This window comes from Sphingobium aquiterrae, assembly GCF_037154135.1.
In the GTDB taxonomy this organism is placed as follows: Bacteria; Pseudomonadota; Alphaproteobacteria; order Sphingomonadales; family Sphingomonadaceae; genus Sphingobium; species Sphingobium aquiterrae.
Genome location: NZ_JBANFL010000008.1, coordinates 169247 through 195196 on the forward strand (window position 1 = coordinate 169247; position 25950 = coordinate 195196).

Consider the following 25950-nt stretch of genomic DNA (forward strand, 5'->3'; position numbering starts at 1 on the left):
TCATGCGGGGGGCGACAGCACTGGCGATATCGGTGATGCTGGCGGGCTGCGCCGCGCAACCCGGCCCCGTGCCCGCCGCGCCGCCGCCCACGGGCAGCGCGCTTGCCGGCAACGACATCGTGATCCGCGAACTGCCGCCGTCGCCGCCGCCACAGATGCAATATCTCTATGGTTCCGGTGAGGCCGGGGCCTTGTCCATTCAGGCGTTCCGGGCGCTGCTGGACTATGCGCAGGGCGTGACGGCCAGACGCCCGACCGACAGCGTCGTGCTGGCGCAGGGTGCCACGCTGGATGCCCCGGCGTTCGCGCCATGCGGCGACAAGCCGTTTGCCGCCCTGTTCGACGTGGACGAAACGCTGGTCCTCAATCTTGGCGCCGAATATGCCGATGCGCGGCACCAGACGGGCTTCAACACCGCGCGCTGGGATCGCTGGGAAAAGACCGGGGCCGAGAAGGTGGCGCCGGTGCCGGGCGCGGTCTTTGCCGTCAATGCGCTGCGCAAGATGGGCGTCACCGTCATCTTCAATTCCAACCGGGCGAAGGACAATGCGGCCTTCACCGCGCAGGCCATCGCCCATGCGGGCCTGGGCAAGGCGGTGCCGGGCGAGACGCTGTTCCTGATGGGCGACGACGCCATGGGATCGAAGAAGGATGGCCGCCGCTGGACGATCGCCGCCCGCTATTGCGTCATCGCCATGGGGGGCGACCAGCTGGGCGATTTCAGCGACCTGTTCAACCAGGTCGCCCCCGTGCCCGCGCGCCGCATGGCCGCGATCCGTGGCGCGGCGGCGCAGATGTGGGGGCATGGCTGGTTCGTGCTGCCCAACCCGGTTTATGGAAGCGGCCTGAAGGGCGGCTTCGACGATGTGTTTCCAATCGACAAGCGCTGGGAAGACCCCGGCGTGCCCAAGGAGTAGACGATGCCCCAGGAATCCCAAGGCTGGACCCGTGATGAAATGGCCGCGCGCGCCGCGAAGGAATTGCAGGACGGTTTCTATGTGAACCTGGGCATCGGCATCCCGACCTTGGTGGCCAACCATATCCCCGAGGGCGTCGAGGTGACGCTGCAATCGGAAAACGGCATGCTCGGCATCGGCCCCTTCCCCTATGAGGGCGAGGAGGATGCCGACCTGATCAACGCGGGCAAGCAGACGATCAGCGAGCTGCCGCAGACCGCCTATTTCTCCAGCGCGGACAGTTTCGCGATGATCCGCGGCGGCCATATCGACCTGACCGTGCTCGGCGCGATGGAGGTCGCGGAAAATGGCGATATCGCCAACTGGATGATCCCGGGCAAGATGATCAAGGGCATGGGCGGCGCGATGGACCTGGTCGCGGGCGTCAAGAAGATCATCGTCGTGATGGAGCACACATCGAAAAATGGCGACCCCAAGTTCATCCCGGCCTGCACCCTGCCGCTGACCGGCAAGAATGTGGTCGACATGATCATCACCGACCTGTGCGTGTTCCAGCGGCCGGACCATGACAGCCCGTTCAGGCTGGTCGAAACGGCGCCGGGCGTGACCGCGCAGGATATCGCGGCCAGGACGACGGCGCATTATCTGAGCTGAGGGGTTTCGGGGCGGATCGTCCGGGGCGGATCGTCCGGGGGGCGGCGTGCGGATGTCAGGCGCGCCGGCCAAGCGCCATGGGCAGTTCGCAGCGCAGCAGTTCGACCAGTTCGGTGATCTTGGGCAGCAGGTGCCGGCGCTGGGGATAGACCGCCCAGATCGGCTCGTCATCGGATGAGCAATCGGGCAGCAGCTGTTCCAGCCGGCCCTGGGCAATGAGCGGCAGCACATAGAATTCGGGCAACTGGCAGACGCCCATGCCCGCCATGGCGGCATCGACAATGGCGGCGCCGCTGTTGCAGCGCCAGCGCCCCTTCGGGCGGTAGGTCTCGTCCCGCCCGTCGACTTTGAAATGCCATGTCGCGGCCGTGCCGATCAGGCATTCATGGTCGCCAAGGTCCGCGATGCGGCGCGGGCGGCCATGCCGGTCGAGATAGGCGGGCGCCGCGCAGGTGTAGAGCGTGCGCGAGGCGATGCGCGTGCCGATCAGGCGGGAGTCCGCCAGCTGCCCGGTCCGCACGGCAAGGTCATGGCCTTCGGTCACAAGGTCTACGAGCCGATTGGTCAGGTCGATGGTGACGTTCAGCCTGGGGTGCCGCTCGGCAAAGATGCGGACCAGCGGCGCGATGAACCGCTCGCCCATCGCGGTCGAGCAGGTGACCCGCAGGTCGCCCTGCGGCTCGCCACGCTCGTTGATGAGGCCGATGGCTTCGTCCCGCTCCATCACGATGCGCCGGCAATGGTCCAGGAAGACGCGGCCGGTATCGGTCAGGCGCACGGTGCGGGTGGTGCGATTGAACAGCTGCGCCTGGACGCGCGCCTCCAGCGCGGCGATGGCGCGGCTCATATGGGTGGTGGACATGCCCAGCGCCGCCGCGCCGCCGCGAAAGCTGCCGGCACTCGCCACCGCGACGAATTCGTCGATCCCGTCCCAACTCGACATTGATTGTCCCACAGAAGAAATAATGAATCCCCAAGCGAGCTATTTATCGCGTGCGGGGGATATTGCTACAGGCGCTTCTGGCCGACGCATGGCGAAAATCCGACCCGGCGGATGTCGCCGCCCGTTGCCAATGCGCGCAATTGGCGTCACCAGATGCGCGACCGACGAGAATGTGACCAGGACCGCAGGAGTAAGGCATGAAGACCCGCGCCGCCGTAGCGTTTGCAGCGAAGACACCGCTGGAGATCGTGGAACTCGATCTGGAAGGGCCCAAGGCGGGCGAAGTGCTGGTCGAGATCATGGCGACAGGCATCTGCCATACCGATGCCTATACGCTGGACGGCCTCGACAGCGAAGGCATCTTCCCCTCGATCCTGGGCCATGAGGGCGCGGGCATCGTGCGGGAGGTCGGCGCGGGCGTGACCAGCGTCAAGCCGGGCGACCATGTGATCCCGCTCTACACCCCCGAATGCCGCCAGTGCAAAAGCTGCCTTTCGGGCAAGACCAACCTGTGTACCGCGATCCGCGCGACGCAGGGCAAGGGGCTGATGCCGGACGGCACGACGCGCTTTTCTTACAAGGGGCAGCCGATCTTCCATTATATGGGCTGCTCCACCTTCTCCAACTTCACCGTGCTGCCCGAGATCGCGGTGGCGAAGATCCGGGAGGATGCGCCGTTCAAGACGAGCTGCTACATCGGCTGCGGCGTGACGACGGGCGTGGGCGCGGTGGTGAACACCGCCAAGGTGCAGGTGGGCGACAATGTCATCATCTTCGGCCTTGGCGGCATCGGCCTCAACGTGCTGCAGGGCGCGAGGATGGCGGGCGCCAACATGATCATCGGCGTCGACATCAATCCCGACCGGGAGGAGTGGGGCCGCAAGTTCGGCATGACCCATTTCGTCAATCCCAAGGATATCGACGGCGATATCGTCGCGCATCTGGTCGCGCTAACCGATGGCGGGGCGGACTACACCTTCGATTGCACCGGCAACACCACGGTCATGCGCCAGGCGCTGGAAGCCTGCCATCGCGGCTGGGGCACCAGCATCATCATCGGCGTGGCCGAGGCGGGCAAGGAGATCAGCACGCGGCCCTTCCAGCTGGTGACGGGCCGCAACTGGCGCGGCACGGCATTCGGCGGCGCCAAGGGGCGAACCGACGTGCCCAAGATCGTAGACTGGTATATGAACGGCAAGATCCAGATCGACCCGATGATCACCCATGTGCTGAGCCTTGAGGAGATCAACAAGGGGTTCGACCTGATGCATGCGGGCGAGAGCATCCGCAGCGTCGTCGTCTTTTAGGCATCGCAAGAAGGGTAACAGCATGTTCACGCATATCATGGTCGGCACCAACGATGCCGCCGCCGCAAAAGCCTTTTACGATGCCGTGCTGGGCGCGCTGGGCATCGGCGCGGGCACGGTGTTCGGCGAGCGCGTCTTCTATCGGAGCCCGACCGGTGCCTTTGGCGTGGGCAAGCCGGTAAATGGCGAAGGCGCCTGTTTCGCCAATGGCGGCACCATCGGCTTCGCCGCGCCCGGCAAGGACGCGGTGGATGCCTTCCACGCCGCCGGCCTTGCCCATGGCGGCAGCGACGAGGGCGCGCCGGGCAAGCGGCCCAATGCGCCGGGCAATGCCTATGGCGCCTATCTGCGCGACCCGTGCGGCAACAAGATCTGCGCCTTCGCCCAATTCCGAGGACGCATGAGCCGATGACGCCGGGCCGGGGCGAGACGGGCGCGCGCCGTGACTGATGCCGGATGGATATTGACGCTGACCTGCGAAGACCGGGTCGGCATCGTTGCGGCCGTCAGCGGGTTTCTGGCGGTACGCGGCGGCTTCATCCTCGACAGCCAGCAATATGCCGATCTTGAGACCGGGCGATTCTTCATGCGCGTGCTGTTCACCGGCGGCGATAGCGACGGGCAGGGCGATGTGTCGGACGATGTGCCGGACGGTGGCGGGGCGTTGCGCACGGCCTTCGCGCCCGTCGCCGCGCGCTTCGCCTTCGACTGGTCGCTGACCGGGGCGGACCGCAAGCCGCGCGTGCTGATCGCGGTCTCCAGGGGCTCGCATTGCCTCAACGACCTGCTCCATCGCTGGCGCACCGGCACGCTGGCGGTGGAGATCGCCGGCGTCGTCTCCAACCATGACAGCCTGCGCCCGCTGGTCGAATGGCATGGCCTGCCCTGGCATCATCTTCCCGTCGATGAGGGGCGCCGCGACGCGCAGGAGCGCGCGATCGAGGCGCTGATGGCGCAGGCGGGCGCCGACCTGCTGGTGCTGGCGCGCTATATGCAGGTGCTGTCGAGCGGTTTCGCGCGGCGGCTGGCGGGACGCTGCATCAACATCCATCACAGCTTCCTGCCCGGCTTCAAGGGCGCGCGCCCCTATCACCGGGCGCATGAGCGGGGTGTGAAGCTGATCGGCGCGACCGCGCATTTCGTGACCGGCGACCTGGACGAAGGCCCGATCATCGAGCAGGCGGTCGAGCGCGTGGATCATCGCGCCTCGGTGGAGGATTTCATCCGCATCGGCCGCGATATCGAGGCGCAGGTGCTGGCCCGCGCCGTCAACGCCTTTGGCGAACGGCGATTGTTCCTGAACGGCGGCCGGACCGTGGTTTTCCAATGAGGCCCGAAACAATGCCTGAAACGATACCCGAAACAGTGCTGGAGACGCTTTCCACGAACAGGGCCTTTGGCGGCACGCAGGGCGTCTATCGCCATGCGTCTGGCGCCACGGGCACGGACATGACTTTTTCCGTCTATGTTCCGCCCCATGCGCCGGGCGCGAGGCTGCCGGTCGTCTGGTATCTCTCCGGCCTCACCTGCACCCATGCCAATGTGACGGAGAAGGGCGAGTTCCGCCGCGCCTGCGCGGAACTGGGGCTGATCTTCGTTGCGCCCGACACCTCGCCCCGCGGCGATGGCGTGCCCGACGATGCGGAGGGCGCCTATGATTTCGGGCTGGGCGCGGGCTTCTATGTCGATGCGACGCAGGCGCCGTTCGACCGGCACTACCGCATGTGGCATTATGTGACGCAGGAGTTGCCGGCGCTGGTCGGCGCCCATTTTCCCGCCGACATGGCGCGCCAGTCGATCATGGGGCATAGCATGGGCGGCCATGGCGCGCTGACCATCGGCCTGACCTTCCCCGATCGTTTCAGGGCCGTTTCCGCCTTCGCGCCCATCGTCGCGCCCGGCCAGGTGCCCTGGGGCGAAAAGGCGCTGGGCGGCTATCTGGGCGCGGATCGGGTCGCATGGCGGGCGCATGACGCCGTCGCGCTGATCGAGGATGGCGCCCGCGTCTCAAGCCTGCTGGTGGACCAGGGCGAATCGGACCCGTTCCTCGCGGAACAGCTTCGCCCGGAACTGCTGCAGGCGGCCTGCGCCGCCGCCGGTATCCCGCTGACGCTGCGGCTGCAGCCGGGCTATGACCACAGCTATTATTTCATCTCCACCGTCATGGCGGATCATCTGCGCTGGCATGCGGAGCGGCTGGACGCCTGAGCGGATCGCGCCCCGCCCGCGATCCCGCCCCCCGGAAGGGCGACGGGATCGCAGGGCCGGTTCAGGATGCGGCGGCGGCGGCGCCGGTCTGGTCGGTGTCGACCACGGCATATTTCGTCACCGGCGCATAGCTGGGGTTGATGAGGTGGACGACCAGCAGCGCCAGCAGATAGGCAAAGCCGCACAGCAGGAAGATGGGCGTGTAGCTGCCCGCCGTTTCCAGAACCCAGCCGGCGAATTTGCTCATCATCATGCCGCCGACCGCTCCGGCAAAGCCGCCCAGCCCGACGACCGAACCGAGCGCCCAGCGCGGGAACAGGTCGGCCGGCATGGCGAACAGGTTGCTGGAAAAGCCCTGGTGCCCGGCGCAGGCCAGGCCGATCAGGCCGACCGCGATGATCGCATTGGGCGCCGCGGAGGCAAAGGCGACGGGGACGACCACCAGCGCGCAGCCGAGCATGGCCAGCTTGCGCGCCCGGTTGGCGCTGAACCCGCGTGCCAGCATCCGTGAGGAGGCAAGCCCGCCGATGATCGAGCCGGCGTCGGAGATCAGGTAGACGGCGACCAGCGGCGGACCATAGCCCGACAGGTCGATGCCATAGCGCCGGTGCAGGAAGTCCGGCAGCCAGAACAGGAACATCCACCAGACCGGGTCGATCAGGAAGCGGCCGGCCATATAGGCCCAGGCCTGCCGGGTGGCGAGCAGCCGGCGCCATGCGACGGGGCGCTGCTCGATCTGCGGATCGGCCTCGATATAGGCCAGCTCTTCCTGCGTGATCCGGGGATGTTCGCGCGGACGCCGGTAGAAGATGATCCAGGCGGCGATCCACACGACATTGAACAGGCCAGTGACCCAGAAGGCGCTCTGCCAGCCCATGGCGAGTGTCAGGACGGGGACGATCAGCGGGGTCACGATGGCGCCGACATTGGCGCCGGCATTGAAGATGCCGATCGCCAGCGCCCGCTCGCGCTTGGGGAACCATTCCGACGCGGCGGCCAGCGCCGCAGGATAGGTGCCCGATTCGCCCAGCGCCATGGGGATGCGCATCAAGGTGAAGCCCAGGGTCGATGTCACCAGGCCATGGGCCATATGGGCCACCGTCCACAGGCTCATCGCCACGAGATAGCCGATCTTGGCCCCGACCTTGTCGATCAGCCGGCCGAACAGCAGGAAGCCGATGCCATAGGCGGCCTGGAACCAGAAGACGACATCGCCATAGCCGGTTTCGGTCCAGCCATAGTCCGCCTGCAAGGTGGGCTTGAGCACCGAGAGGACCAGGCGGTCGATATAGCTGAGCACCACCGCCGCGAACAGCAGCAGGCAGATGATCCAGCGGACCCTTCCGCGCGGAACCGCGCTTTGTATCTTGGTCATCATCGGCCTTACCAGTTGAACATGGTGCCGTCTTCCAACCGGTTCACCGGCAGGAAGGCGCGCTTATAGTCATATGTCGCGGCGAGTGCTTCATCGATGTCGACGCCAAGGCCCGGCGCATCGCCCGGATGCATCATGCCGTCCGCAAAGCTGTAGGCATGGGGGAAGACCGCATCGGTCTCCTCGGTGTGGCGCATATATTCCTGGATGCCGAAATTGGGCACGCTCAGGTCGAAATGCAGCGCCGCCGCCATGGACACGGGCGACAGGTCGGTGGCGCCATGGCAGCCGGTGCGGACATTGTGGATGTCGGCAAAGGAGGCCAGCCGCCGCAAATGGGTGATGCCGCCGGCATGGACCACGGTCGCGCGGATATAGTCGATCAGCTGCTCTTCGATCAGCTGCTTGGCGTCCCACAGCGAATTGAAGATCTCCCCCACGGCCAGCGGCGCGGTGGTGTGCTGGCGGATGAGGCGGAAATTCGCCTGGTTCTCGGCCGGGGTCGCATCCTCCAGCCAGAAGGGGCGATAGGGTTCCAGATCCTTGCCCAGCCGCCCAGCCTCGATCGGTGTCAGGCGGTGGTGGATGTCGTGCAGCAGATGCACGTCCCAGCCCAGCGCATCGCGCGCCTGTTCGAACAGCGGCGGGACCGAGCGGAGATATTTGCTGGTCGACCAGCAGTTTTCCGAGGGAAGGTCGGAATCCGCCGGCTCGTAATAATAGCGGTTCTTCGATACGCCATAGGTGGATGCGAGCCCCGGCACGCCCGACTGCAGGCGGATCGCCTTATAGCCCTCCGCCTGATAGCGTAGCGCGTTGTCGATGGTTTCGGCGACGTCCGTGCCGTTGGCATGGCCATAGACCATCACCGCTTCCCGGCTGGCGCCGCCCAGCAGCTGATAGAGCGGCAGGCCGGCGATCTTGCCCTTGATATCCCACAGCGCCATGTCGACCGCGGCGATCGCGCTCATGGTCACGGGGCCGCGCCGCCAATAGGCGCCCTTGTAGAGATATTGCCAGATATCCTCGATCCGATGCGCGTCCCGCCCGATCAGGCAGGGGATCACATGATCGTTCAGATAGCTGGCGACCGCCAGCTCGCGTCCGTTGAGCGTGGCGTCGCCAACCCCGTAGACGCCCTGATCGGTCTCGATCTTGAGCGTGACGAAATTGCGGCCCGGACAGGTGACGATGACCTTTGCGTGAGTGATGCGCGCCATGACTTACCGAATGATGAGAGGAAGGGGGATGCGACCGGCAATCCCGGTCGGGCGGGAAGCGCCGATGTTCGACGCAGCGGCAGGCGCCCGCAGGGGCGCCGCAAGATATGATCGATCAGGGATCGCGCATACTCCTCTCTCTGTTTTGCGGCCGACATCATCCACCGCAGGTCGACTCATCGGACATTCATTATGACAGAAGACTGCAACAGGTCTGACAGTTCTGTCAACTCACTATTGAGAGAGATGGTGCCTTGGGATGCCGCCGCGCGCCAGATGCGCGAAAATGGGGGCGATGGCCGGCAATGCCATACCGGACAGGATGGCGAATATCGGCGCATCTGCACGCAGCCCCTCATGATCCCAGGAGGAGAGGCCAAGAGGAGAGGCCAGGGGGAGAGGATGATGATGCGCATGCGCGGATCGGGCGTGTGGATTGCCGGTTCCCGATCGCCGACTCTGCCTGGCCGGGCCGGTTTGCGCCATGCCCAGGAGCCTTCATTTGCGGTCGCCGATCCTGGCTGCCTGACCGGATGGCCTGGATATCGCAGCCCCGGCACCGGGATGGTTGCCCCGTGCCATGCGCCCCACGGGCGGTTCTCGACAGGGTGTGTCGGGGCAGGCCGACGCCTCGAAACCCCTGAATTCTGGGCGGTTTGCCCATGGGGCCGGGTGGGTGGGCGACGGCGATGAAAGGGGAATGTCTATCCCCTCTGTCAGGCACATTCGTTACACATGTGACTTACCAATAAAAAATTGGCTTTACAGCTTTTACGTTTCGACTTACCAAATGGCCAACCCGGCGATCTAAGATCGGGCGCGTTTTGCGGATTGTCGCCCGCGGCCTCCCTCATGGAGCCGATTAAAGTGGGGCTGCCGCCTGAGGCGTATTCGGGAAAGCCGGCCCGGTGGGTCGATATAGGGAGGATGACGTGAGAGGAACTGTTCTTAAATTCGGCGTTTCGGTTTCGGCGATGACCGCCGCGATGATCGTCGCTGTGCCGTCATGGGCGCAGGATCAAGTACCGCCTCAACAGTCTCAGCCAAGCCCGACTGCACCGGGCGCGGCGGCTGATGAGGCTGCCGGTAGCGGCGATGCCGCGCAAGACATTGTCGTTACCGGCTTCCGCAGCAGCCTCGACAACGCGCTGGCGCTGAAGAAGGAAAGCTCCGGCCTGGTCGACACCATCCTGGCGGAGGATATCGGCAAATTCCCCGATTCCAACCTGGCGGAATCGATGCAGCGCGTGCCCGGCGTGGCGCTGGCCCGCGGCGACGGCGGCGAAGGCCGCCAGATCACCGTGCGCGGACTTCCCCCGCTCTTCACTCGCGTCCTGATCGGCGGCATGGAGGCGAACTCCCAGGTTGCCCAGACCGACATCAACAATAGCGGCGGCGGGTCGAGCCGCAGCCGCGCCTTCGACTTCAGCGCCTATCCCTCCGAAATCTTCTCCAGCCTGACGGTGCGCAAGAGCAGTTCGGCCGATATCGAGGAAGGATCGCTGGGCGCGACCGTGGATCTGCGCTCGCCGCGTCCCTTCGATTTCCGTGACGACTTCGTCCTGTCGGCTTCGGCCAAGGCGGTCTATGGCGACCTGGCCGATGATGCCGGGCCGCGCCTGACGGGCCTGGTGTCGAAGAAGTTCGGCAGCGACGGCCAGTTCGGCATCCTGATCGCCGCCGCCTATGCCCAGCGCGACACCCGCGACGAAGGCTATGCCCCGTCCAACATCCTGCCGGCCACCGTGGACGGCGGCTTCTGCAGTCCCATCGGCTACGCGCCGCAGAATCCGGGCAACAACGCCCTGCGCGGCTCCAGCCCGACCATGTGCGGCAACGGCGTGCCGCGCACGTCCAACCCCGCCGCCTATGATGCGATCAACAGTGCGAACGCCTTTCTGCCGCGCCTGCCGCGCTACGAGCGCAGCGACCAGCATTACACCCGCCTGGGCCTCACCGGCTCGCTCCAGTGGCAGCCCGACGACCATACCGATATCGTGCTGGACGGCGTCTACACGCGTTACAAGGTGTCGCGCGACGACTATTATCTGATGGCGCTGTCCTTCGGCCGCAACGCGGCTGCGCAGGGCAAGCCGGAAACGTCGGTTCTCGACGCGCATGTCACGCCCGACGGCACGGTCGACTATGGCCTGTTCAACGGCGTCGATGTCGTCAGCCAGGCTTATCGCAACGATTACACGACGACCCTCAAGCAGGGCACGCTGACCTTCAAGCACGACTTTTCCGATCGCTTCCGGGTCGATGGGCAGGTCGGTCTCAACCAGTCGCGCCTGCGCGAGCCGATCCGTGCGAACGTGATCACCTTCGCCAATAATGTGAACGGCTTCTCCTACGATATCCGGAACAGCAATTTCGCGATCATCAACTACGGTTTCGACGTCAACGACCCCAATAATTACGTCTATTCGCCCAACACCGCGGCGGACGGCACGATGACCAGCCAGGCTACCGCGAACCGGGGCGGGGCGACCACCGACAACCGCATGGCGAAGCTCAACGCGACCTTCGACGCCAATGACTGGCTCAAGCTGCATGTGGGCGGACAATATCGCCGGTCGAAATTCGTCGCCTTCGACGAAGAGCGCACCTCCTCGGTCAACCCGGCGCTGCCGTCGGGCACGACGCTGGCTTCCATTTCGACCTCGGTCAGCGGCTTCGGCAAGGGCCTGCCCGGCGGCGTGCCGACGTCCTGGAGCACGGTGGACTGGGACAAGTTCGTTTCCACGTTCGATTTCTACAATAACCCGGCCTTCCAGTTCTTCGGCGCCGACGACGGACGCGATCTGGGCCGCAACTATGCGATCACCGAAACCGAAAAGTCGGCCTATGCGATGGCGGCGGTGAACGGCGACCTGGGTTCGGTGCATATCCGCGGCGACCTGGGGATGCGCTATGTCCGCACCGACCAGAAGTCCTTCGGCTATCTCCAGGGGCAGACGACATCGGTTCCCACCACCGTCAACCGCAGCTACGACAACTGGCTGCCGTCGCTGAACCTGTCGGCGGACATCACCGACAAGCTGACGCTGCGTCTGGCCGCGGCGAAGGTGATGGCGCGTCCCGACCTGCCCTCGCTCTCGCCCGGCACCAGCGTCACGCCGCTGACCCGCGCGGCGAGCGTCGGCAATCCCAATCTGGAACCGATCAAGGCCAAGACGCTGGACCTGTCGGCGGAATGGTATTTCGGTCGCGGCAGCCTGTTGTCGGTCGGTTATTTCTACAAGAAGATCGACACCTATATCCAGACTGTCGCCACTATCATGCCCTTCTCGCAGACGGGCCTGCCGGTCAGCCTGCTCCAGGGCACGTCGGTGACGGCGGGCGATGACTTCACCATTTCGCAGCAGGTCAATACGCCCGGCGGCCCGCTGCGCGGCTTCGAAGTCAACTATCAGCAGCAGTTCAACTTCCTGCCGAGCTTCCTGCATAATATGGGGGCGCTGTTCAACTATACCCGCGTCACGTCCAACATCGAATATTTCCTCAACACCAGTTCCGCCGCCACGGTGGTCCAGCCGCTGATCGGCCTGTCGAAGAACCAGGCGAATGCGACGCTCTATTATGAGGATAGCAAGTTCAGCCTCCGCGGGTCGCTGAACTACCGTTCGGGCTATATCCGCGCGGTGCCGTCGGTCGGCACGGGCAGCGACATCGACCTGGTGGCGCCGACCACCTTCGTCGATGCGTCCATGACCTACTCGATCAACGATCACTTCAAGCTGTCGCTGAGCGGCAGCAACCTGACCGACGAGCACACCGTCTATTATATGGACTCGCAGCGTAAGGACGTCCTCTACAACATCCACTCCGGACGCACGTTCGAAGCGGGCGTCACCTACAAGTTCTGATGAACGACCGGGGTCTTCGGGCCCCGGTCCTCATCCAGCCCAGGGTTGGTCCTCCCCCTTCCCCTGGAAAACTATCGGCGCTGGCCTCTGGCCGCGCCCTTTTTTTTGTGCGGCCGGGGAGCGCCGGGGCGATCCCCATTCCGTCCGGACGAGGGTAGATTTGCGGGCGGTCATGGCGCAGGAACGGGATGTCCGCACGCCGGCGCGGCGCCCGGGCGCACCACAGATCGCGCCTTGCCGGCCCATTGGGGCGCGGGGCGATGGGTGGCTATTGCGGAAGAACAGGGGGCAGCAGCGCCCCGGTCAGGACGGCCGTTCGACGATCCCCGCGCGGCGGGCGAAATCATGGCGGCGCTCGTCCACCTTCAGCCGGGCGCGTTCCAGCGCGTCATGCTCGGTGGCACGGAACAGGCTGTCCGTCACCCGTGCCAGATGGGCGCGCATCGCCTGTCGCGCGGCATCGGGGTCATGCATGTGCAGCGCCTCCAGGATCAGCCGATGGTCGTCGACCGGCGGCTGGATGCCCATGTCGCGCGCGAGGCTGAAGAAATAGACGCAGAGCGGCGAGCGGTAGCGCATGTCCCACAGCGACTGCACGACATTGACGACGGCTTCGTTGCGTGTCGCCCGCGCCAGGGTCAGGTGAAAGCCGCGATCGGCCTTTTCCCTTATGGCCTGGTCGATGCTGTGGTCGGCCATGCGGTCGACAAAACCCTCCAGCTCGGCCAGTTCGGTGTCGCTGATCGTCGTGGCGGCCAGCGCCGCGGCCTCGCCCTCGAACAGGCGCCGGGCCTCCGTCACTTCGAAGGGGCCGACATCGGCGGCGACATTGTCCATCACCGGCGCGCTCGGCGTGGACGACAGCACATAGACGCCCGCGCCATGCCGGGTCTGCACCAGCCCGCGCAGTTCCAGCACGATGATCGCCTCCCGCACCGTGGGGCGGCTGACATGCAGGGTTTCCGCCAGTTCGCGCTCTGCGGGCAGGCGGCTGTTGACGGGGTAGATGCCCAGCTGGATCGACCGCTCCAATTGACGGGCCGCCTGCAGGTACAGGCGTTCGGGGTGCGGATCAGACTGGACGTTCATTGCGCGAATTCGCGTTCCTTATCATGTCAAACCATGTGACCTAGCCGGTGGGCCGGTTTTCGGCAAGGCCGGGCTTGACGGCACATGTGAGGGCTATCCGGGCCAGCTCCACCATAATGATGCCAAATAACCTCTCATGTTGGCAAGGTCGATTGACACCAATGTAAGACAATATAGTGTGTCGTAATTCCAATTGGTAAAAATTAATTTTCCAGTGCGCCCATGGTCGAGGCGCTGGCGATTTGGATGTGCCGCCAGGGGCGGCACGCCGGCACAGGCTGGAAACAGGTGAGGAGAGGTTCATGATGCGCATCCGTCACGCTCTTGCGGCAGCCCTGATGCTGGGAGGATCGACGATCGCCCATGCGGCCGATATGGTCGTGTTCGACGGCAAGGCTGTGCCCACGATCGTGCATGACGATACGGATGCCGCGCCGCTGGCGAAGGCCGCGGACCTGCTGGCGCGCGACATCGCGGCGCTGACCGGAAAGCCGCCGCAGGTCAGGACCGGCGGGGCGAATGGCGGCGCGGGCGGATCGGGCCCGGAAATCATCGTCGGTCTTGCCAGCGCGCCCAGGATCGCGGCGCTGCTGAAGGCCAATGGCATCAGCGCGGCACCGATCGCGGGCAAATGGGAAACCTATGGCCGCGCCATGGTGAAGGATGGCGGGCGCGACGCCCTGTTGATCTTCGGTTCGGATGTGCGCGGCGCGATCTGGGGCGTGACCGACCTGTCGCGCGAGCTGGGCGTATCGCCGTTCGAATGGTGGGCGGACGTCACCATCCGGCGCCAGGCGACGCTGAACGTCGACGGCGCCCTGCGCTATTCGCATACGCCTTCGGTCCAATATCGCGGCATTTTCCTCAACGACGAGGAATTCGGCCTGTGGCCCTGGGCCGCCAATACCTATGACCCCAAGCTGCATGATCTGGGCCCCAAGACCTATGCCCGCGTCTTTGAGCTGATGTGGCGGCTCAAGGCCAATATCTTCTGGCCGGCGATGCGCGGCATCGGCAAATCCTTCAACCAGGTCGAAGGCAATAATGCGCTGGCGTCGGCTTATGGGCTGGTTCGCGCCAGCTCGCATGCGGAGATGATGACCCGCACCAACCTGCGCGAGTGGGATGAGGAGAAGCGCGGACCCTATAACTACCTGACCAACAAGGACAATGTCCTTGAATATTGGCGCGAGGCGGTGCGCAATGCCAGCCCGTATGAAACCATGTACAGTGTCGGCATGCGCGGGCTGGAGGATCGGCCGATCCCCGGCGCGAACACGCCGCAGGACCAGGCCCGGCTGCTCGAAAAGGTGCTGGGCGACGAGCAGAAGATGCTCAGCGATACGCTGGGCAAGCCGGCGTCGGCGATCCCGCAGGTCTTCACCCCCTATAAGGAAGTGCTGCCGGCCTATGATTCCGGGCTCAAGGTGCCCGATTATGTCACGCTCAACTGGCCGGACGACAATTACGGCTATATCCGCCGGCTGAGCAACGCGAAGGAGCGCGCGCGTTCCGGCGGGGCGGGCGTCTATTACCACATCTCCTACTGGGGCTATCCCATGTCCTACCTGCTGATGGCGAACACCCATCCGGCGCTGATGTGGGAAGAGATGACCAAAGCCTATCAGATGGATGCGCGGCGGATGTGGATTCTCAATGTCGGCGACATCAAGCCGGGCGAATATCTGATGCAGCTGTTTCTCGACCTGGCCTTCGACACCGAGAAATATCCCGATGTCGCCAGCGTGAAGCAGCATCTGCGCGGTTTTACCGGGGAAAGCTTTGGCGCGGCGGCGGCCGATCCCATCGCCGACATCCTCTGGCGCCAATATGACCTGGCCTTCGATCGCAATCCCGAATTCATGGCCTTCACCCGCACGCTGCCCGCCACGCCCATTCGCCAGACCGATTTCAACATGGACGAATTCGGCGACGAGAATGCGCGCCGGATCGCGGCCTATACCGGGCTGGAGCAGCAGGTGGCCGACCTGGCGTCGAAGACCGCGGCCGACCGCAAGGATGCCTTCTACGAACTGGTCCAGTTCCCGGTCGACCTGGCCAGCGCCTTCAACCGCCGCCAGCTCAACCTGGACAAGGCGATCGGCTATGCCATGCAGCGCCGGGCCAGCGCCAACAGCTACAGCGCCGCGGTGGAAAAGGCGCAGGCCGACATCGACGCGGCGGGCACCCGGTTCAACGAGGAGATTGCGGGCGGCAAGTGGCGCTACATGATGGGGATGAAGCCGCACGGCCTGGCCGTCTACCAGAACCCCTTTGTCCCGACCTGGAAAACCGAAGGCAATAGCGGCTGCGGCATGGTGACGGAGAGCGGGGCGATCTTCGACGGGCGCGGATCGACGCCGGGAGAGCCGGTCGAATTCTTCAACAAGCTGCCCCACCTCATCCGCGTGCATTCGCCGGTGCTGACGCTGTTCCACCCGGAACTGCAGAACAGCCGCTTCATCGACCTCTATCTGCAGAGCCCGGACACGGTGAAGTGGACCGCGACCGCCGATGTGCCCTGGATCAAGATCAGCACGGCGGGCGGTACGCTGACCCCCGGCAATCTGGAGGAGCGGGTGCAGATCGCGATCGATTGGGCCCATGCGCCCAAGGAAGGCAAGGGGATCGTCAGCTTCCAGTGCGAGGGTGGCCTGCGCACCTTCCCGGTCGGCGTCAACATCGCGCCGGAAAACACCGTGCCGAACGTCTCCTTCATGGAATTCAACCGCATCGTGTCGATCTATGCGAGCCATGCCGACGCGATGTCGCCCGGCTGGAAGGTGATCGAAGGGCTGGGGCATACCGGCGCCTCCATCCAGGCCACGCTGCAGACCCCCACCATCCGGGGATCGGACGAGGCCGCGATCCGCAAGGCTCCCTCGGCCACCTGGCGGTTCTCGACGACGACGACGGAAGACCCCGCGACCTTGAAGGTGATCGCGCTGCCCTTCCTGCCGGTGACGTCGGACAATGGCATGCGCGCGGCGGTGTCGGTCGACAATGGGCCGCTCCAGATCCTCAATTTCGCCGCGCCCGAATTCAGCCAGCGGTGGCAGAATAATGTGGAGATGAACGCGGCGGTGGAAACCGTGCCCGATCTGCGCCTGGCGCCCGGCGCCCACAGCGTCACCGTCTATGCGATGGACCCGGGCTTCACGCTCGACCGGCTGGAGGTCGCCTTCACCGGCGCGCCCAAGGCCTATCTGCCGGTGCCCGAAACCCGCATCCGCGCTGCGTCGAAATAGGCGGGGCGCGATGGTCGACAGGATGATGATGGAGGGCGGGGCCTGATGGCACGGCTGGTCACTTTCGGGGAAATCATGCTGCGCCTGTCGCCGCCCCGGCGCGAATTGCTGCTGCAGTCGCCCAGGCTGGATGTCTGGGTGGCGGGGGCCGAGGCCAATATCGCGTCGGGCCTTGCGCGCCTGGGCCATGAGGTCGCCATGGCGAGCGCCCTGCCCGACAATGACATGGGCGAGGCGGCGATCACCTTCCTGCGCGGCAATGGCGTCGATTGCCGCCATATCCGTCGCGGCAGCGGGCGCATGGGGCTCTATGTGGCCGTGCCGGGCGCGGGCCTGCGCGCGACCGAGGTGATTTACGACCGCGAACATTCCGCCTTCGCCTGCGCGCCGGTCGAGGATTGGGACTGGGACCGGATATTGGACGGGGCGGACTGGCTGCATCTGTCGGGCATCACCCCGGCGCTGGGCCCGGACCCGGCCCGTGCCGCGCTGGCCGCGGCGCGGGCGGCCAGCGACCGGGGCATCACGCTCTCCTTCGACGGCAATTATCGCGCGCGCCTGTGGGAGCGGTGGGACAGCGATCCGCGCGCGATCCTGCACGAGCTGGTCGGCCATGCGAATATCCTGTTCGGCAATCATCGCGACATCGCGCTGCTGCTCGACCGGTCCTTGTCGGGCGATGGCGCGGAGCGGCGGCGCGAGGCGGCCGAGATCGCCTTCGCCGCCTTTCCCCGGCTGTCGCTCATCGCCTCGACCGCGCGCCATGTGGAGGACAGCGACCGCCATCGCATCTCCGCGCGGATCGACACGCGCGAGGATCAGGCCCAGACGGCGGAGATAGACATTTCCGGCATTGTCGACCGCATCGGCGCGGGGGACGGCTTTGCCGTGGGCGTGCTGCATGCGCTGCGGGGCGGAAAGGATATCGCGGAGGCGGCGGAAACCGGGCTGGCGATCAGCGCGCTCAAGCACTCGCTGCCCGGCGATGCCTCGCTCTTCACCCAGAGGGACCTGGACGCGTTCCGGAGCGGGAACATGGACGTCCGCCGCTGATATCCTCCCGCCGGGATGCTCTGATGCGCTGATACCCGATCAGGTCAGATGCGTGAGGATGGCGGCGCCGGGCAGACGCACGGGGCGGTCCAGCCGCAGGCTGTCCAGCCGACCCAGCGCCACCGATCCGATCTCCATGGGCTCCAGCGCGGTCAGGAAGGTCGTGCCCCTGACATCCGCCATCGCCCCGGCGGGCAGGCGCCGCATGGCGATGGCGCACTGCGCCCGCCGGGCCATGACGTTGAGGTCGAGCACGGGGCCGCCCAGCGGTTCTCCCCATATCGCCGCATCGCCATCGAAGGCGTGGGGCGGGCTCTGCCCGGTCATGACATGGGCTTCGATGTTCGGGGCGTTCGGGGCGGTCAGGCGCAATGTGCCGTCCAGCACCGCGAGCACGCGGTCGACGCCGGGAAAGGCGGAGAACGGCCCGGGCCGGTCCACCCGGGCCATGCTGATCCGCCACAGGAAATCGTCCATGCCCGCGCCGGGCGGGTAGACGGCGATTTCGCGCGTCGTGCCGCCGCCATTTTTCCATGGCACCGGCGGGCAGTCGGCGATGCGGATCGGTGCGCGGATCGACGTGTTGCTCACCCCAATATGCCCGGCAGGTCCAACCCCTTTTCGCGCGCGCAATCCAGCGCGATGGCATAGCCCGCATCGGCATGGCGCATGACGCCGGTCGCCGGATCGTTCCACAGCACCCGCTCCAGCCGCTTCGCTGCTTGCGCCGTGCCGTCGGCGACGATCACCATGCCGCTATGCTGCGAATAGCCCATGCCGACGCCGCCGCCATGATGCAGCGACACCCAGGTCGCGCCGCTCGCGGTGTTGAGCAGGGCGTTGAGCAGCGGCCAGTCGCTCACCGCATCGCTGCCGTCGCGCATCGCTTCCGTCTCGCGATTGGGGGAGGCGACGGAGCCGCTATCCAGATGGTCGCGGCCGATGACGACGGGCGCCTTCAGCTCACCCTTCGCCACCATCTCGTTGAAGGCGAGGCCGAGGCGATGGCGGTCGCCAAGCCCGACCCAGCAGATGCGCGCGGGCAGGCCCTGGAACTGGATTTTCTCCCGCGCCATGTCGAGCCAGTTGTGGAGGTTCGCGTCGTCCGGCAGCAGCTCCTTCACCTTCGCGTCGGTCCTGTAGATATCCTCCGGATCGCCCGAGAGCGCGACCCAGCGGAACGGGCCGATGCCCCGGCAGAAGAGCGGGCGGATATAGGCGGGGACGAAGCCGGGGAAGGCAAAGGCGTTTTCCACGCCCTCGTCCAGCGCCATCTGGCGGATATTGTTGCCATAATCGGTGGTCGGCACGCCCGCCGCCTGAAAATCCAGCATCGCGCGGACATGGACGGCCATGGAGGCCCTGGCGGCCTTCGCCACCGCTTCGGGCTCGCGCTCGCGCCGCTCGATCCATTGGGCGACGGTCCAGCCGGCGGGGAGGTAGCCGTTCACCGGGTCATGCGCGCTGGTCTGGTCGGTCAGCAGGTCGGGGCGGATGCCGCGCCTGAACATCTCGGGCAGGATCTCCGCCGCATTGCCGAGCAGGCCGACCGACACCGGCGTCTTCTCCGCGCAGCTTTTCTCGATGATCGCCATCGCCTCCTCGATCGTGTCGGCCGCGACATCCAGATAGCCGGTGCGCAGGCGCATCTCGATGCGGCTGGGCTGGCATTCGATGGCGAGGCAGGAGGCGCCCGCCATCACGGCGGCCAGCGGCTGCGCGCCGCCCATGCCACCAAGGCCGGCGGTCAGCAGCCATTTGCCCGACAGGTCGCCGCCATGATGCTGGCGGCCCATCTCGACAAAGGTTTCATAGGTGCCCTGCACGATGCCCTGGGTGCCGATATAGATCCACGATCCGGCCGTCATCTGCCCGTACATGGCCAGGCCGCGCCTATCGAGCTCGTTGAAATGCTCCCAGGTCGCCCAGTGGGGGACGAGGTTGGAATTGGCGATCAGCACGCGCGGCGCGTCGGCATGGGTGCGGAACACGCCCACCGGCTTGCCGGACTGGACCAGCAGCGTCTCGTCGTCTTCCAGCCGGCGCAGCGTCTCCACGATCCTGTCATAGCTTTCCCAGTCGCGCGCGGCGCGGCCGATGCCGCCATAGACGACCAGCTCCTCGGGCCGTTCGGCGACATCGGGATGCAGGTTGTTCATCAGCATCCGCAACGGCGCTTCGGTCAGCCAGCTTTTCGCGCTCAATGCCGCGCCGGTCGCGGGCTTGATGATGCGGCTGTTGTCGATACGGGTCATGCTCTGCTTTCCTGAAGGGCGAAGGCGATGCACGCCTTCATGATGTCGGTGAGGATGGGGGCGATCCCGGCGGCGCGGGCGGGATCAAAAGCGGGCGGCCAGCTGGCTTCGTCCGGCGCATCCGGCTCGTCCATATAGCCGCGGATCGCCAGTTCCATCTGGATGGCGTGGATGCCGCGTTCCGGCTGGCCATAATGGCGGGTCGTCCATCCGCCACGAAAGCGTCCGTTGAGCACATGGCTGCGGCCGCTGGCGGCGCACAGCGCCTCGACCGCGGCGGCAAGCGCGGGATCGCAGGTCGCGCCATTGTTCGTGCCGATGTTGAACTGCGGCAGATCGCCGTCGAACAGCCGGGGCACATGGCTGCGGATCGAATGGGCATCGTAGAGGACGACGCGGGGATGGCGCACGCGCAGCCGGGCGATCTCTCCCGCCAGCGCTGTGTGATAGGGATCGAACCATGTCGCGCGCCGCCGGGCGATCTCCGCCGCGTCGGGGCCGTCGCCGGCATAGAGCGGATCGCCGTCGAAGCTGGTCGTCGGGCACAGTTCCGTCGTCGCCTGCCCCGGATAGAGCGACGCGCCGGAGGGATCGCGGTTGACGTCGATCACGCTGCGCGAGATCGCGGTCCGCACCGTGGTCGCGCCCAGATCGCGGGCGAAGCCGTAGAGCCGGTCCACCCACCAGTCCGCATCGCGCCGGGCGAGCCAGGGCGAGCGGAACTGGTCCGCGACATCGGCAAGGCCGGTGCCGCTATGGGGGAAGGCGACGATCAGCGGCGCGTCCCCCGGCACGATATCCAGCCAGCCGGTCATGCGACGCCCGGCAGGCCGTCTCCGGCGGCGGCGGCCAGCGCCCCCGAGCGGATGAGGGCGTTGGCCGCCTCCATGTCCGGGTAGAAATGCCGGTCGTCGTCCAGCGTCGGCACCGCGCCGCGCAGGCAGTCGTGCGCTGCGGCTAACGGCGGGCTCGTCGTCAGCGGCGCGTGGAAATCGACGCCCTGCGCCGCCGCCAGCCATTCGATGCCGATCACCGCCGTCGCATTGGCCGCCATGTCGAGCAGGCGGCGGGCGCCATGGGCGGCCATCGACACATGATCCTCCTGATTGGCGGAGGTCGGGATGGAATCGACGCTGGCGGGATAGGCGCGCTGCTTGTTCTCGGAGACCAGCGCGGCCGCCGTCACCTGCGGGATCATGAAGCCGGAGTTGAGGCCGGGCTTGGGCGTGAGGAAGGCGGGCAGGCCGGACAGCGCGGGATCGACCAGCATGGCGATGCGCCGTTCCGCGATGGAGCCGATCTCGCATATCGCCATGGCGATGATGTCGGCGGCGAAGGCGACGGGCTCGGCGTGGAAATTGCCGCCCGACAGCGCCTCATCGCTGTCCGGGAAGATCAGCGGATTGTCGGACACGCCGTTCGCCTCGATCTCCAGCGTGGTCGCGGCCTGACGCAGGATGTCGAGCGCGGCGCCCATCACCTGCGGCTGGCAGCGCAGGCAATAGGGGTCCTGCACGCGCGCGTCGTTGTCCAGATGGCTGGCGCGGATCGCCGAGCCGGCCATGAGCGCGCGAAGCGCCGCCGCCGTCTCGATCTGCCCGGCATGACGGCGCAGCGTGTGGATGCGCGGATCGAACGGGGTGTCGGAGCCCTTGGCCGCCTCCGTCGAGAGTGCGCCGGTGATGAGGGCGGACTGGAACAGCAATTCCGCCTCGAACAATCCCGCAAGCGCATTGGCGGCCGAGAATTGCGTGCCGTTGAGCAGCGCCAGCCCTTCCTTGGGGCCAAGCGCGATGGGGGCGAGCCCGGCCTGCGCCAGTGCCTGCGTTGCGGGCAGGCGGTCGTCGCCGACGAAAATCTCGCCCACGCCGATCATCGCCGCCGCCATATGCGCCAGCGGTGCAAGGTCGCCGCTGGCGCCGACCGACCCCTGGCAGGGCACCACCGGGGTCAGGCCCTTCACCAGCATCGCTTCCAGCAGCGCCACCGTTTCGGGGCGGACGCCCGAGGCGCCCTGCGCGAGGCTGGCGAGCTTCAGCGCCATCATCAGGCGGATGACGGGCACGGGGGAGGGCGCGCCGGTGCCCGCCGCATGGCTGAGCACGATATTCCGTTGCAGGGTAGCGAGGTCTTCGTCGCCGATGCGCACGCTGGCGAGTTTGCCGAAGCCGGTGTTGATCCCGTAGACCGGCTTGCCCTTGGCGAGGATGCGGGCGACGGCGGCGGCGCTTTGCGCGATCAGGGGAGCCGACGCGGCATCAAGCCGCACAGCCGCGCCACGATAGATCGCGCGCCATTGCGCGAGCGTCACTTCGCCGGGATACAGGACGATATCGTTCATTGACCACTCCAGATGCGCGCATGGAGCGGATTATACCCCATGCGATAAACAAGCTCGGCCGGGCGCGCGATGTCCCAGATCGCAAGGTCGCAGCGCTTGCCGGCCTCCAGCGTGCCGATGCTGTCGCCAAGGCCGAGCGCGCGGGCGGCATTGCGCGTCACCCCGGCCAGGCATTCCGCAACGGTCAGGCGGAACAGCGTCGCGCCCATGTTCATCGTCAGCAGCAGCGAGGTGAGCGGCGAGGTGCCCGGATTGCAGTCCGTCGCGAGCGCGATCGGCACGCCCGCGCGGCGCAGCGCGTCGACCGGCGGCAACTGCGTCTCGCGCACGAAATAATAGGCGCCCGGCAGCAGGGTCGCGACCGTCCCGGCCTTCGCCATGGCGGCGACGCCGTCCTCGTCCAGATGCTCCAGATGATCGGCGGACAGCGCGCCATGTTCGGCGGCGAGGCGCGCGCCGTGAAGGTTGGAAAGCTGCTCCGCATGGAGCTTGACCGGCAGGCCGTGGCGGGCGGCGGCATCGAACAGCCGCCGTGTCTGCGCGAGCGAGAAACCGATGCCCTCGCAAAAGGCGTCCACCGCATCGGCAAGGCCCAGCGCCGCGACCTGTGGCAGCAGATCGTCGCACAGCAGGGCGACATAGCCGTCCGGGTCGCCGGCATATTCCGGGGGGAGCGCATGGGCGCCAAGGAAGGTCGTCGCGATCCGCACCGGGCGCTCGTCGCCCAGCCGCCGGGCCACGCGGAGCATCCGCAATTCGGTTTCCAGATCGAGGCCGTAGCCCGACTTCACCTCGACCGTCGTCGCGCCTTCGGCGATCAGCGCGTCGAGCCGGGGGAGGGCGCCGGCGACCAGATCGTCCTCGCTGGCGGCGCGCGTCGCCCGCATGGTCGAGACGATGCCGCCGCCGGCCCGCGCGATCTCTTCATAGGAGGCGCCGGCGAGCCGCATCTCGAATTCCTGCGCGCGATTGCCGCCGTGGATCAGATGGGTGTGGCAGTCGATCAGGCCGGGCGTGATCCAGCGGCCATCGCAGGATATCGTCTCGTCCGCGGCCAGTGCGGGGGCGTCGGCGGCCGGGCCGGCATAGACGATGCGCCCGTCCTTCGCGGCGACGATTCCCTGCTCGCATATGCCCAGATCATCGCCCGCCAGCGTTGCCAGCCGCGCCTCTTTCCATAGCCTGTCGCACTGTATCATCGGGCTATCCCTCACCATGTCGCACGCCGGTGATTGCACCATTCGGATTTAATGTATAGACAAAAAATAGGCGCGAAGGAAGTTGGGGAGGAAATTGATGCAGACGCATAGGAGCAACCCCGGACAGGCCCTGTTTTTCGACCGGGCCCTGCTGCCGGAAGGCTGGGCGTCGGACGTGCGGATCGCGCTCGACGCAGGCCGGATCGCGTCGGTGGAGACCGGCGCGCAGCATCGCCCCGGAGAGGAGGAGCGGCATGGTTGCGCGCTGCCCGGCATGCCCAATCTGCACAGCCATGCCTTCCAGCGCGGCATGGCGGGGCTTGCCGAAATCCGTGGGCCTTCGGGCGACAGCTTCTGGACCTGGCGGGATGTCATGTATCGCTTTGTCGACCGGATGACGCCGCAGGATGTGCAGGCCATCGCCGCGCTCGGCTATGTCGAGATGCTGGAAAGCGGCTTCACCCGCGTCGGCGAATTTCATTATCTGCACCATGATCGCGACGGGCAACCCTTTGCCGACCGCGCGGAGATGAGCGGCGCGATCGTCGCGGCGGCGGCGGAAAGCGGCATCGGCCTGACCCTGCTGCCGGTCTTCTACGCCCATGCCGGTTTCGGCGCCCTGCCGCCCCGCCCGGACCAGCGCCGCTTCATCACCGATATCGACGGCTATGCCCTGCTGCTGGAGGCCGCCGGGCAGGCAGCCCGGTCATTGCCAGACGCGATCGTCGGCATCGCGCCGCACAGCCTGCGCGCGGTGTCGCCGCAGCAGCTTGCCCTGCTGGACGCCATGGCGCGCGGGCGGCCCGTCCATATCCACATCGCCGAGCAGATGCGCGAGGTGGAGGATTGCCTTGCCTGGAGCGGCCAGCGCCCGGTCGCATGGCTGCTCGACCATGCCGATGTCGATGCGCGCTGGTGCCTTGTCCATGCGACCCACATGACGGGGCAGGAAGCGGAGGCGATGGCGCGTTCCGGCGCGGTGGCCGGGCTGTGCCCGATCACCGAGGCAAATCTGGGCGACGGCATCTTTCCGGCCGAGCCCTTTCTGGCGGCGGGCGGGCGCTATGGCATCGGCAGCGATTCCAATGTGCTGATCGACGCGACCGAGGAATTGCGCCTGCTGGAATATGGCCAGCGGTTGCAGCATCGCGGGCGCAACATGCTGGCGCGCGGGGCGGGGCGGTCGACCGGCGCGGATATCTTCGCCGCCGCGATGGCGGGCGGATCGGCGGCGCTGGGTGTTGCGTCCGGGCTTGCGGTCGGCCTGCCGGCGGATATCGTCAGCCTCGATTCCCGGCATGTCTCGCTGGCCGTGCGCGAACCCGCGACGCTGCTCGACGGGCTGATCTTCGCGGCGGGGCGGGCGGGCATCGATTGCGTCTGGCGATATGGCGCAAAGGTCGTTAGCGGTGGACGGCACCGGGAGCGCGCGCGGGTGGGCGCGCGCTTTCTCGCGGTGTTGAGGGGGCTGACCGCGTGAGACAGCCGTTGCATGAACGGATAAGAACGGACTTCGAGACACGCATCCTGTCGGGCGCGCTGGCGCCGGGCGACCGGCTGCCGATCGAGCAGGATCTGATGCAGCTTTACGGCTGCTCGCGCATGACCGTGAACAAGGCGCTGTCGGCGCTGCTCTCGGCGGGGCTGATCGACCGGCGCAAGCGCGCGGGCACCTTCGTGGCGCGGCCGCGCGTGCATTCGATGGTGCTCGACGTGCCGGACCTGTCCGCCCAGATCCGCGAGCGGGGGCAGAGCTATGCCTATGCGCCGCTGACCCAGCGGCTGCGCCCGCCCGCGCCGGGATCGCAGGAGGAGGTGTCGCTGGCGGGCGAGGGCGAACTGATGCAGCTGGAGGGGGTTCACCTGGCCAATCATGTGCCGCTCGCGGTCGAGCATCGCCTCGTCAGCGTGAAGGCGGTGCCGGGGATCGTGGAGGCGGATATCGCGGGCCTCTCGCCCGGCACATGGCTGCTCCAGCATGTGCCCTGGACCGAGGCGGAGACCCGGATTTCCGCGGTGTCGGCGATTGGCGAGGAAGCAAGGCTGCTGCACATCCCGGTCGGATCGGCATGCCTGTGCGTCGAGCGCCGGACATGGCGCGGCGCGGATCGCATCACCTATGTGCGGCAGCTGTTCCTGGGCGACGCCTATGATCTGGTCGCCCGCTTCGGCCCGGCGGCAACGGCCGGCGCGGCGCCCGATCATCCGGCCAGATAAGGCCCGGACAATTTAATCTGATCCGTCCGGACGGAGGGGACAGTGCCCCTATGAT

At 66.6% G+C, this 25950-nt stretch carries 20 protein-coding genes; 11 read left to right on the forward strand and 9 right to left on the reverse strand.

Annotation, left to right across the window (positions count from 1 at the left end; translation table 11 throughout):
* Positions 1-2: 2 nt before the first annotated feature.
* Positions 3-917 (forward strand): HAD family acid phosphatase, encoded by a 915-nt coding sequence (locus WFP78_RS10710; RefSeq protein ID WP_336961668.1) that lies wholly within the window; start codon positions 3-5, stop codon positions 915-917.
* A gap of 3 nt (positions 918-920) precedes the next feature.
* Positions 921-1571 (forward strand): CoA transferase subunit B, encoded by a 651-nt coding sequence (locus WFP78_RS10715; RefSeq protein ID WP_336961671.1) that lies wholly within the window; start codon positions 921-923, stop codon positions 1569-1571.
* Between the two features lie 55 nt (positions 1572-1626).
* On the opposite strand, the gene WFP78_RS10720 is transcribed toward WFP78_RS10715, so the two are convergent.
* On the reverse strand, positions 1627-2514 hold the full coding sequence (locus WFP78_RS10720) for a LysR substrate-binding domain-containing protein (protein WP_336961674.1): 888 nt from the start codon (positions 2512-2514) through the stop codon (positions 1627-1629).
* 197 nt (positions 2515-2711) lie between these two features.
* On the opposite strand from WFP78_RS10720, the gene WFP78_RS10725 reads away from it, so the two are divergent.
* The 4 genes from WFP78_RS10725 to fghA are packed head-to-tail and all read left to right on the forward strand — an operon-like array spanning position 2712 to position 6029.
* A complete protein-coding gene (locus tag WFP78_RS10725; protein WP_336961677.1) occupies positions 2712-3821 on the forward strand; it encodes an S-(hydroxymethyl)glutathione dehydrogenase/class III alcohol dehydrogenase in 1110 nt (369 codons plus the stop codon).
* A 22-nt stretch (positions 3822-3843) separates the two neighbouring features.
* A complete protein-coding gene (locus WFP78_RS10730; protein WP_336961679.1) occupies positions 3844-4233 on the forward strand; it encodes a VOC family protein in 390 nt (129 codons plus the stop codon).
* Positions 4234-4263: 30 nt separating this feature from the next.
* A complete protein-coding gene (gene purU, locus WFP78_RS10735; protein ID WP_336961682.1) occupies positions 4264-5151 on the forward strand; it encodes a formyltetrahydrofolate deformylase in 888 nt (295 codons plus the stop codon).
* Positions 5152-5189: 38 nt separating this feature from the next.
* On the forward strand, positions 5190-6029 hold the full coding sequence (gene fghA / locus WFP78_RS10740) for an S-formylglutathione hydrolase (protein ID WP_336961786.1): 840 nt from the start codon (positions 5190-5192) through the stop codon (positions 6027-6029).
* A 61-nt stretch (positions 6030-6090) separates the two neighbouring features.
* On the opposite strand, the gene WFP78_RS10745 is transcribed toward fghA, so the two are convergent.
* Together WFP78_RS10745 and manD are read right to left on the reverse strand one after the other, a co-directional pair.
* Entirely contained in the window at positions 6091-7407 is a 1317-nt protein-coding gene (locus WFP78_RS10745; protein ID WP_419722949.1) for an MFS transporter, read from the reverse strand.
* 5 nt (positions 7408-7412) lie between these two features.
* Positions 7413-8624: a D-mannonate dehydratase ManD gene (gene manD, locus WFP78_RS10750; RefSeq protein WP_336961685.1), complete on the reverse strand. Its 1212-nt coding sequence runs from the start codon at positions 8622-8624 to the stop codon at positions 7413-7415.
* A 932-nt stretch (positions 8625-9556) separates the two neighbouring features.
* Between manD and WFP78_RS10755 the strand changes: the two genes are divergently transcribed.
* On the forward strand, positions 9557-12493 hold the full coding sequence (locus tag WFP78_RS10755; RefSeq protein ID WP_336961688.1) for a TonB-dependent receptor: 2937 nt from the start codon (positions 9557-9559) through the stop codon (positions 12491-12493).
* A gap of 303 nt (positions 12494-12796) precedes the next feature.
* On the opposite strand, the gene WFP78_RS10760 is transcribed toward WFP78_RS10755, so the two are convergent.
* A complete protein-coding gene (locus WFP78_RS10760; protein WP_336961691.1) occupies positions 12797-13582 on the reverse strand; it encodes a FadR/GntR family transcriptional regulator in 786 nt (261 codons plus the stop codon).
* Between the two features lie 302 nt (positions 13583-13884).
* Between WFP78_RS10760 and WFP78_RS10765 the strand changes: the two genes are divergently transcribed.
* A complete protein-coding gene (locus tag WFP78_RS10765) occupies positions 13885-16830 on the forward strand; it encodes a glycosyl hydrolase 115 family protein (protein WP_336961694.1) in 2946 nt (981 codons plus the stop codon).
* 45 nt (positions 16831-16875) lie between these two features.
* Positions 16876-17883 carry a sugar kinase gene (locus WFP78_RS10770; protein WP_336961697.1) on the forward strand — a complete coding sequence of 336 codons (1008 nt, stop codon included), beginning with the start codon at positions 16876-16878 and terminating at the stop codon, positions 17881-17883.
* A gap of 39 nt (positions 17884-17922) precedes the next feature.
* On the opposite strand, the gene WFP78_RS10775 is transcribed toward WFP78_RS10770, so the two are convergent.
* The 5 genes from WFP78_RS10775 to hutI are packed head-to-tail and all read right to left on the reverse strand — an operon-like array spanning position 17923 to position 23675.
* A complete protein-coding gene (locus tag WFP78_RS10775) occupies positions 17923-18474 on the reverse strand; it encodes a HutD/Ves family protein (protein WP_336961700.1) in 552 nt (183 codons plus the stop codon).
* Entirely contained in the window at positions 18471-20138 is a 1668-nt protein-coding gene (gene hutU, locus WFP78_RS10780) for a urocanate hydratase (protein ID WP_336961703.1), read from the reverse strand. The genes WFP78_RS10775 and hutU overlap by 4 nt, the downstream gene beginning before the upstream one ends.
* Entirely contained in the window at positions 20135-20953 is an 819-nt protein-coding gene (gene hutG, locus WFP78_RS10785) for an N-formylglutamate deformylase (protein ID WP_336961705.1), read from the reverse strand. The genes hutU and hutG overlap by 4 nt, the downstream gene beginning before the upstream one ends.
* Positions 20950-22479 carry a histidine ammonia-lyase gene (gene hutH, locus WFP78_RS10790; protein ID WP_336961707.1) on the reverse strand — a complete coding sequence of 510 codons (1530 nt, stop codon included), beginning with the start codon at positions 22477-22479 and terminating at the stop codon, positions 20950-20952. The genes hutG and hutH overlap by 4 nt, the downstream gene beginning before the upstream one ends.
* Positions 22476-23675: an imidazolonepropionase gene (hutI, locus tag WFP78_RS10795; protein ID WP_336961790.1), complete on the reverse strand. Its 1200-nt coding sequence runs from the start codon at positions 23673-23675 to the stop codon at positions 22476-22478. The genes hutH and hutI overlap by 4 nt, the downstream gene beginning before the upstream one ends.
* 100 nt (positions 23676-23775) lie before the next feature.
* Between hutI and WFP78_RS10800 the strand changes: the two genes are divergently transcribed.
* Together WFP78_RS10800 and hutC are read left to right on the forward strand one after the other, a co-directional pair.
* Positions 23776-25158: a formimidoylglutamate deiminase gene (locus WFP78_RS10800; protein ID WP_336961709.1), complete on the forward strand. Its 1383-nt coding sequence runs from the start codon at positions 23776-23778 to the stop codon at positions 25156-25158.
* Positions 25155-25895: a histidine utilization repressor gene (gene hutC, locus WFP78_RS10805; RefSeq protein ID WP_336961711.1), complete on the forward strand. Its 741-nt coding sequence runs from the start codon at positions 25155-25157 to the stop codon at positions 25893-25895. Before WFP78_RS10800 ends, hutC begins: the two co-directional genes overlap by 4 nt.
* The last annotated feature ends 55 nt before the right edge of the window (positions 25896-25950 follow it).